The sequence below is a fragment of the Streptomyces sp. Ncost-T10-10d genome, assembly GCF_900091955.1.
In the GTDB taxonomy this organism is placed as follows: domain Bacteria; phylum Actinomycetota; class Actinomycetes; order Streptomycetales; family Streptomycetaceae; genus Streptomyces.
The window spans coordinates 1-6,363 of the sequence record NZ_FMDF01000228.1 but is presented as its reverse complement, the minus strand read 5'-3'; the positions used below and the strand labels follow the sequence as shown (position 1 = coordinate 6,363).

Annotated in this window: 6 protein-coding genes; 5 read left to right on the top strand and 1 reads right to left on the bottom strand. The window is 71.3% G+C overall.

The window, feature by feature from the left end:
* Positions 1–613, bottom strand: a 613-nt coding sequence (locus GA0115254_RS41560; RefSeq protein WP_141721002.1) for a pyridoxal-phosphate dependent enzyme, incomplete at its 3' end; no start/stop codon positions are given.
* Positions 614–1,028: 415 nt separating this feature from the next.
* Here GA0115254_RS41560 and GA0115254_RS41555 point away from each other — a divergent pair.
* From GA0115254_RS41555 to GA0115254_RS41540, 5 genes are all read left to right on the top strand, one after another.
* The gene (locus tag GA0115254_RS41555; RefSeq protein WP_176740512.1) at positions 1,029–1,889 is read left to right on the top strand and encodes an ATP-binding cassette domain-containing protein; all 861 of its coding nucleotides are present in this window, start codon (positions 1,029–1,031) and stop codon (positions 1,887–1,889) included.
* 366 nt (positions 1,890–2,255) lie between these two features.
* Complete coding sequence (locus GA0115254_RS41550; RefSeq protein WP_093900452.1) at positions 2,256–3,839, top strand: MBL fold metallo-hydrolase; 1,584 nt, start codon at positions 2,256–2,258, stop codon at positions 3,837–3,839.
* 111 nt (positions 3,840–3,950) lie between these two features.
* The gene (locus GA0115254_RS48085; RefSeq protein WP_107451514.1) at positions 3,951–4,235 is read left to right on the top strand and encodes a phage DNA packaging protein J; all 285 of its coding nucleotides are present in this window, start codon (positions 3,951–3,953) and stop codon (positions 4,233–4,235) included.
* 204 nt (positions 4,236–4,439) lie between these two features.
* Positions 4,440–5,462, top strand: a complete 1,023-nt coding sequence (gene hppD, locus GA0115254_RS41545) for a 4-hydroxyphenylpyruvate dioxygenase (protein ID WP_093900450.1) — start codon at positions 4,440–4,442, stop codon at positions 5,460–5,462.
* Positions 5,462–6,363 (top strand): alpha-hydroxy acid oxidase (locus GA0115254_RS41540; RefSeq protein WP_141721001.1); only part of this gene is annotated, 902 nt, incomplete at its 3' end. The genes hppD and GA0115254_RS41540, both read left to right, overlap by 1 nt.

The window sequence follows — 6,363 nt, the reverse complement described above, 5'->3', positions numbered from 1 at the left end:
GGCGCCGGCCACCGCGCTCGCCGCCGCCGACGGGCACGACGACGGCGTCCAGCCGGACGCCCTCGGCCGCCACCTGGCCGAGCAGTTCGGCGGTGGCGGTGGCCTGGCCGAGCACCACCTGGGGGTTCTGGTAGGGGTCGACCGGGTCGTAGCCGTGGCGCTCCCGCAACTCCGCGACCACGGCGGTCCGTTCAGAGAGCAGGGTGCCGGCGGTGACCACCTCGGCGCCGGTCTCCCGGATCCGCCGGATCTTGGTGGGCGGCGCGTCGGAGGGCAGTACGAGCGTGGCGGGCAGCCGGTGTTCGCCGGCGGCGAGAGCGACGGCGATCGCGTGGTTGCCGGTGCTCTGGGCGATCACGCCCCGGCTCCCGGCGCGGGCGAGCTCGTCGACGGCCAGCAGGGCACCACGGACCTTGAACGAGCCGCCGCGCTGGAGGTTCTCGGCCTTCAGCCACAGGTGGGCGCCGGCGACCGCGTCCAGCGGTTCGCAGCGCACGACCGGGGTCCGCCAGACCCGTCCGGCGAGTTCCCGCGCGGCGCGTTCGACGTCGGTGCGGCCGAGCGGAGGTACGGCCACCGCGGCGGGGGCCGGTCCGATAGGGTGCTCAGACATTCCGTAGCACCTTTCCGTCCGGGTCTCCGGTTCCTTTTGGGCTGGCCGGGTCGAGGTGTTTTCTCCGCGCCGATGTACGGCCCATCGAGGGCTCCTTAAGGGGGAATTCTGTGGACAGTGCAGAAGTGCCCGTCATCCTTGCAGTGCGGGTTCTTTGTGCGAAAGGCTCGTCATGGAGCCGGTGACCGGACCAGCCGCCCTTCGGGCCGGAACGGGAATTCACCGCGGCCCCGTCGGCGAAGGTTTTGGCGGCACGGGGAACACGGCGGGCATCGGCCGGGCGCGGTGAGCCATATCAGATCCGCTCGTGGGCGGCATCAGGCCACGGGCGTCATCCCGGGGTCGACAGGCGCGTCGGCGATTGCTGCTCGTGGCCTGATGCCGCGCGGGCCCGGCCCACTCCAGCATGGTGATCATGATCGAGATCAGGGAACTGACCAAGCGCTACGGCGATGTCACGGCCGTCGACGGCCTCAGCTTCACGGCCGCGGCCGGGCGCGTCACCGGACTCCTCGGGCCGGGGGGCGTCGGCAAGACCACGACGCTGCAGGTGCTGCTGGGCCTGGACGCACCGAGCGCCGGCAGCGCCGCGATCGGCGGCCGGACGTACGGGGACCGTCCGCCCGGCCCGCGTGAGGTCGGTTCGCTGCTGGACACTCACGCGGTGTACTGCCCGCACGTGGGGAACACCGCACGCGAGTGCCTGGCCGGGATGGCCCGGCGGCACGGCATTCCGCGACGTCGGGTGGACGAAGTGCTGGAGCTGGTCGGGCTGGCCGAGGTGGAGCAGCGCCGGGTCGGCAGGTTCTCGCTCGGCATGAGGCAGCAGCTGGGCATCGCCTGCGCGCTGCTCGGCGACCCCCCGGTGCTCGTGCTCGACGAGCCGCTCAACGGGCTGGATCAGCCGCGCCTGGCCTGGGCAGGGGACCTGTTCCGGCGGCTGGCCGCCGAGGGCCGTACGGTACTCCTGTCCGGTCAGCTTCCCGCCGAACTGGCTGCGATGGCCGACGAACTGGTGGTCCTCGCACGGGGCGAGCCGGCCGCCGGGGCGCGCATGGCGCGGACCGCTGGGCCGGATGGCGGGCCGCGGGTGTCGGTGCGCACGCCCGATGTCGCGGTGCTGACCGCGCTGTTGGCCGACGAGGGCGCATCGGTGGTGCTGAACCCCGACAAGTCGCTGACGGTGACGGGCCTGAGCGCGCAGCGGATCGGCGATGTCGCCTTCCTGAACGTGGTGCCGCTGCACGAGCTCACCACGGAGCGGTTCACGCTCTGAGGACCGCCGCGTGCCGACGTCCGGCGGACTGCCGTTCAACCGCCGCGGCGACGCAGTTGCACAGCGGGCGGCGGGGTGTCCACAGCCCTCGCCGGCGCGCCCCGCCACCTGTCCGTGTTCAACGTCCGTGCCCCGCCGCCGAGTATTGATCCATCGTGTCGCCCCGGGTCATCCTGATTCAGGAGAGCGCTCTGTGTGCGACGAGGCGGGGTGCGTTTCGTCGGCTCCCCTGGACTCCAGGCCTTAGCTGATTCTCTCTGGTCGTCATTCCAGCCCGGCCCGGGCCGGATATCGCCCCGAAAATCTGGCGCGATACCCGGTCGGCCGGTCAATTTCTTTTACTTTCTCCTGGAGAGAGGGGTGCAGATGTCCGACGAGCAGTTGTTTCTGCGGTCAAAGGTCATTATCGAGCCATTGGTGGACAGGTTCTTCGCCTGGCCGTACACCGCGGCGCCGGTACAGGCGGCAATGAATCTCGCATTCCTGCAGGTACCACTGCTCGAGTCGTACCTGCAGTCCCCGCAGGTGCACGTCGCGGCCAGCAACAACCCGGAGCTGCGCGGCGGTTACTTCATCAACATCCCCGAGTCGCGCGCCGACGAGGTCCGCGACCTGCTCGCCGCGATCAAGCGGGACCGGGCGGACATGCTGCGCTTCGCCGAGGCTGTCGCCGCCGGCCAGGAGATCCTGCGAGCCAACGCCACCGGCTTCGACCTGACCCCGCTCTACCCGAAGATGCCCCCCGAGCTCGCCGGTCTCATCGAACTTGCCTACGACACCGACAACCAGGCGCAGATCCGCTTCATGGAGCCGGTGGTCTACAAGAGCAACGTCTACGACGAGTCGCGCCAGTCGGTCCAGCTCTCCTTCGAGACCGGCATCGAGCGCCCGTTCATTCTCAGCACCCCGCGCCTGCCGTCACCGGACGTCCTGGAGCTGGGCATCCCGTTCCGGCACGACGGCCTCACCGAGCTGTTCAAGGCCCGCGTGCACGGCACGACACTCGCCCACCTGCGCGAGGCGCTGGAGCTCGACGACGCCCAGGCCGCCCAGTTGGCCGGCATGCTGAGCGACCGTCCGAGCCTCGCCGAGGACCGCCACATCGAGAGCGGCGGCCGCATCCGCTACTTCGGGCACGCCTGCCTGGTGCTGCAGACGCCCGAGGCGGCCATCGTCACCGACCCGTTCATCAGCGCCGACTCCACCGCGGGCGACCGCTACACGTTGGACGACCTGCCGGACTACATCGACCTGGTGGTCATCACCCACGGACACCAGGACCACATCGTCCTGGAGACCCTGCTCCAGTTGCGCGGCCGGCTCGGCGCGATCGTCGTGCCGCGCTCCTCGCGCGGCAACCTCGCCGACCCGTCGATGGCGCTGCTGCTGCGCCACCAGGGCTTCAACGTCATCGAGGTCGACGACTTCGACGAGGTCGAGTTCCCCGGCGGCAAGATCACCGCGACGCCGTTCCTCGGAGAGCACTGCGACCTGGACATCCGCGCCAAGTCCACCTACTGGGCCGAGCTGGCCGGCAAGAAGATCTTCATCGGTGCCGACTCCTCCGGCATCGAGCCCGCTCTCTACCGCTACGTCAAGGGCCACCTGGGTACCGCCGACATGGCCTTCCTCGGCATGGAGTGCGACGGTGCGCCGCTGACATGGCTCTACCAGGCGCTGCTGACCATCCCGGTCACCAAGAAGATGAGCAACTCCCGCAAGCTCTCCGGCTCCAACGCCGAGCAGGCCGCCGCCATCATGACCGAGCTCGGGGCCAAGGAGGCGTACGTCTACGCCATGGGCGAGGAGGACTGGCTCGGCCACGTGATGGCCACCACCTACACCGAGGACACCTACCAGATCAAGCAGATCGAGGAGTTCCTCACCTGGTGCAAGGACCGCGACATCAAGGCAGGCCACCTGTTCAAGCAGCAGGAATGGCGCTGGTAGCCGCCTGGTAGCGGGCAGCCGGCCCGGTCGGCCCGTTCCGGGACGACGCCCCGGACGCCCCGCCGCCGCAGGCCCCGCCGGATCGCCCGCGAGGGACATGCCTGGTCGGCGATGACCGCATCGGGCCTGCGGCCGGGGCGCCCGGCACCGGTCCGGGGCACCCGCGCCGACCTCGTGACCGCCCTTGAGGCAGTGACGTCGTCGACGTTGCCGGTAATGACCACGAAGGCCACGGGCGAGGTGCGGCCTTCGCAGGTGAGACGGACCTCGGTCGTCAGCGCGCCCCGGGAACGTCCGAGCGCCCGGCCGGCCGCCGAACGTGCCGGAATTTCCCGCTCGTACCCCTCCGAGGCCCCCTTCTGCGGGCCTCGGCGGCGTGCTGGTGGGCGCGATTGATCGTGAAGTCCATCGACACCGTCCATGCCACCGTCCGACCGAGTCTCACGGACCTGGACCTCCTCCATCGGCCAGGCCCGGATGCCGTCTGCCTCCCGACGAGCGCACCGCTCATCGCCGCACATGCCGCCCGGGGGCCCGAATCCCACGAAGCCACGTCAACCACGAAACGCCACCGGCCCCGGCCGGTCAGGAGGTAGCAGCATGGCTGTGCAGGACATCGCCTACGTCGAGCTGTTCGCAACGGACAAGGTCTCCGCCGTCGACTACTTCGTCTCCGCCCTCGGCTTCACCCGGGTCGCGGACTCCGTGGAGACCGACCGCAGCTCCGTATTGCTGTGCCAGGGCCAGACCCGGCTGGTGGTCACGTCGGGCCGCGGCATCTGGAAGTTCCTCGACCAACACGGCGACGGCATCGCCGACATCGCCATGACCTGTGACGACGTCACCGCGGTCGGTGAGCAGGCGGTGGCCGTCGGCGCCATGCAGCTCTCCTCCGCCCGCGGTAACCCGGCCGTCCAGGGCTTCGGCGGCGTCGCCCACACCCTGCTCCCGGCGGCCGCCCACGCCGCCGACGGCCTGCTCGCCGACGGGCGCCGCTGGACCCCCATCCCGGCCGCACCCCCCACCGAGCCGGGCGGGATACGCCTCCTCGACCACATCGCGGTCTGCGTCGCCGGAGACACCCTCGGCGAGTACGCCGACTTCTACCGGGACGCCTTCGGCTTCTCCCGCTACTCCACCGAGTACGTCGCCGTCGGCGGGCAGGCGATGGACTCCATCGTGGTACGCAGCGCGTCCGGCCGCGTCACCTTCACCCTCGTCGCCCCCGACCCCGCCCGGGAGCCGGGCCAGCTCAACGCCTTTCTGGAACGCAACGGCGGCCCCGGAGTGCAGCACCTCGCCTTCCTGGTCGACGACATCATCCCCACCGTCGCCAGGAGCCGGGAGCGCGGAGTGGAATTCCTCTCCACCCCGGACTCCTACTACGACCTGCTCGCCGAGCGGTTCGAGGGCATGGCCGAGCAGGTCACCGAGCTGCGCAAGGCCCAGGTGCTGGCCGACCGCGACGAGTGGGGCGACCTGTTGCAGCTGTTCACCCGCTCCCCGTACGAGCGCAACACGCTCTTCTTCGAACTGATCCAGCGCCAGGGCTCGCGCGGCTTCGGCAGTGCCAACATCCGGGCCCTGTACGAGGCCGTCGAGCGCGACAGGTTGACCTCCTGATGGCCGCCAACGCTACCGTCGGCGCCGGCCCGTTGACCCATGCCGACTACGCGGCCCTGGCCCGCGACCGGCTGGACCCCGCCGTCTGGGACTTCCTCGCGGGCGGCGCCGGCGAGGAGCGCACCCTGGCCGCCAACCTGGCGGTTTTCGAGCAGGTCCGGCTGCGCCCCCGGGTGCTCACCGGCCTCGCCACCCCGGCCACCGGCACGAGGATCCTGGGCCGCACCTGGGCTGCGCCGCTCGCGGTCGCACCGATGGCCTACCACACCCTCGCGCACCCGGACGGCGAGGTCGCCACCGCCCGGGGCGCGGGCCGGGCCGGGATCCCGCTGGTCGTCAGCTCCTTCGCGAGCCGCACCTTCGAGTCCATAGCCGAGGCCGCCACCGCCCCGCTCTGGCTCCAGGTGTACTGCTTCCGCGACCGCGCCACGACGCGCGCCCTCGTCGAACGGGCCGAGCGGGCCGGCTTCGAGGCGCTGGTGCTCACCGTGGACGCCCCGCACCTCGGCCGTCGGCTGCGCGACCTGCGCAACGACTTCCGGCTGCCCGAGGGCGTCACCCCGGCCAACCTCCCCGGCGGGGACTTCGCCTCGCCCAGCGGGCACGCCCGCACCGCGTTGGACGCCTCCCTCGACTGGTCGGTGGTCGCCTGGCTGCGCTCCATCAGCTCGATGCCGGTGCTGGTCAAGGGCATCCTCACCGCCGAGGACGCCCGGCGGGCGCTCGCCGCCGGGGTGGACGGCATCGTGGTCTCCAACCACGGTGGCCGCCAGCTGGACGGCGCCCCGGCGACGCTGGAGGCGCTGCCGGAGATCGCGGCCGCGGTGGCCGGCGCCTGCCCGTTGCTCCTGGACGGCGGGGTCCGCCGGGGCACGGACGTCCTGGCCGGGCTGGCGCTCGG